Here is a 2,196-nt window from a genome sequence, read left to right as displayed (position 1 = left end):
CATTATACGAAGTTATACGAGATCAGATGGGCGGGAAAGTGGCCGGCCATCACCGCGTAGGTCAGGATGCCCACGCCGCCGAACATCCCGTAGGCGGCCCACAGCACGGCGGGCGGCAACGGCACGCGCGCGACGATCGCGAGCTGCGTCGCGACGAACAGCGCCATGCCGATGCCGCACGTCGCGTAGACCGACACGCCGCGCCGCTCGAGCACGCGCGCCGCCGCGCCGAAGCCGACGCAGCCGGCCATCATCGCGAAGCCGAGCACCGACACGAGGCGCGCGGCATGCGGCGCGTCGAATCCGCCGACATCGCGCAGATACGGGCCCACCCACAGCGACTGCATCGCATAGAACACGCCCTGCGTGACGACGGAGAACGACGCGATCTTCCAGAACGCGCGGCTCGTCAGGATGTGCCACGTGCCCTTGAACTGGCTGACGAGGCCACCCTGGTGACGTGCCTGCTGCGCGTCGGGCGCCCCGAAGCCGATCGACGCCGCGACGGCCACGGTCAGCACCGCGAGGCCGAAACAGATCGCGCGCCAGCTCGCCCAGCCGAGCAGCAAGGTCAGCGGCGAGCCGACCATCACGCCGCCGAGGCCGCCCACGGCCATCACGAGGCCGTTGACGAGCGGCAGCCGGCCAACCGGGAAATGCTGCGCGAGCGCCTTGAACGCCGCACCGAGACACACCGATACGCCGACGCCGATCAGCAGCCGGCCGGCCATCATCGTGCCGATGCCATGCGCCGCACCGAACACGGCCGCGCCGGCCGCCGCGAACAGCAGCATGCCGGCCGTCACGCGCCGCGGGCCGAAGTGGTCGAGCATCACGCCGGCCGGGATCTGCGCGCCCGCGAAGCCGAGGAAATAGAGGCTGGTGAGCAGGCCGAGATCGGCGGCCGACAGCCCGAGCTCATGCGTGACGAACGGCGCGAAGCCCAGATTGACGCCGCGAAACACATACGACACGAAATACCCGACCGAAAACAGCGCGAGCACCCTCACCTGCACCGACGACATCGCTCCCCCTTGTTCGATGAAGACGCGCGACGTTATGCCGCGCGCAAACGAAAACGCCGTCACCTCGGTGACGGCGTTTCGTCGATTTCGTCGGATGATAGCGCAATCGCGCGGGCCTCACCGGCCGCCACGTTGCGCGCGGCAGCCGCGCTTACTTCTTCTTGCCCTTGTGCGCGGCGGCCTTGGCCGGCGCGGCTTTCGCGGGCGCGGCCTTCGCCGCCGGCCGAGCCGACGACTTGGCGGCGCCGCGCTTGCCGCCGTGCGACTTGCCGCCCACCGCCAGGCTCGCGCGCTCGATGTGCGCACCGCCCGTCGACGTCGCGATCCGCTCCGGACCGGGTTCCGCCGGCACCGAACGGCCGACCGGCACGTGCAGCACGAGCGCCTGGCCCGGCATCGCGAGATCGCGGTGCGTACGGTTCCACGCCTTCAACTGGCCGACCGACACGCCATAGCGGCCGGCGATCGCCGCCATCGACTGCTTGCGGCGCACGCGGATCAGCATCTTGCGCGTATCGGGGACGTCCGGCTCCATCGCGAGCGCGCCGTTTTCGGCGACGTCGGCGCTGATGTCCTCGTCGTCGTCATTGCCGCGCGGCACGACGATCGTCGAGCCCGGCTTCAGGCGCATGCCGGCCGGAATCTTGTTGACCGACATCAGTGTATCGGCGTCGACGCCGATCTTCTCGGCGATCGCGGCCGGGCGTGCACGCTCGCTGACCGTGTAGGTGGTCCACGACGACAGCTGGCCGTTGTACGCTTTCAGGCTCTTCTCGAACGCGGACGCGTTGTCGAACGGCAGCAGGATCTGCGGCTCGGTCGCGCCGAGGATCACGGGCTTCGAGAACGACGGGTTCAGCGAGCGGAACTCGTCGAGCGGCAGGTTGGCGAGCTTCGCGGCCACCGCCACGTCGATGTCGCGCGACGTCGTGACCGTCACGAAATACGGGTGGTTCGGGATATCCGGCAGCGCCAGGCCGTACTGCTGCGGGCTCGCGATGATGTTCTTCACCGCCTGCAGCTTCGGCACGTAGTTGCGCGTCTCGTTCGGCATCCGCAGGTTCTGGTAGTCGGTCGGCAAGCCGGCCGCCTGGTTGCGCGCGATCGCGCGCTGCACGTTGCCTTCGCCCCAGTTGTACGCGGCCAGCGCCAGATACCAGTCACCGAACAT

1 protein-coding gene and 1 pseudogene are annotated in these 2,196 nt (G+C 69.1%); both read right to left on the bottom strand.

The features are described 5' to 3' along the window. Window positions 1–20 precede the first annotated feature (20 nt). Window positions 21–1,025: pseudogene (locus JMF90_RS34285) on the bottom strand (nitrate/nitrite transporter); the annotation flags it as partial. Between the two features lie 151 nt (window positions 1,026–1,176). Beyond that, a partial coding sequence (locus JMF90_RS34280) for a LysM peptidoglycan-binding domain-containing protein (protein ID WP_201326094.1) occupies window positions 1,177–2,196 on the bottom strand: 1,020 nt, incomplete at its 5' end.

It is taken from the genome of Burkholderia sp. E168m23, assembly GCF_016586125.1.
GTDB lineage: Bacteria > Pseudomonadota > Gammaproteobacteria > Burkholderiales > Burkholderiaceae > Burkholderia > Burkholderia orbicola.
The sequence above is the reverse complement of the archived record's forward strand: the minus strand, read 5'-3'. Positions and strand labels throughout refer to the sequence as shown.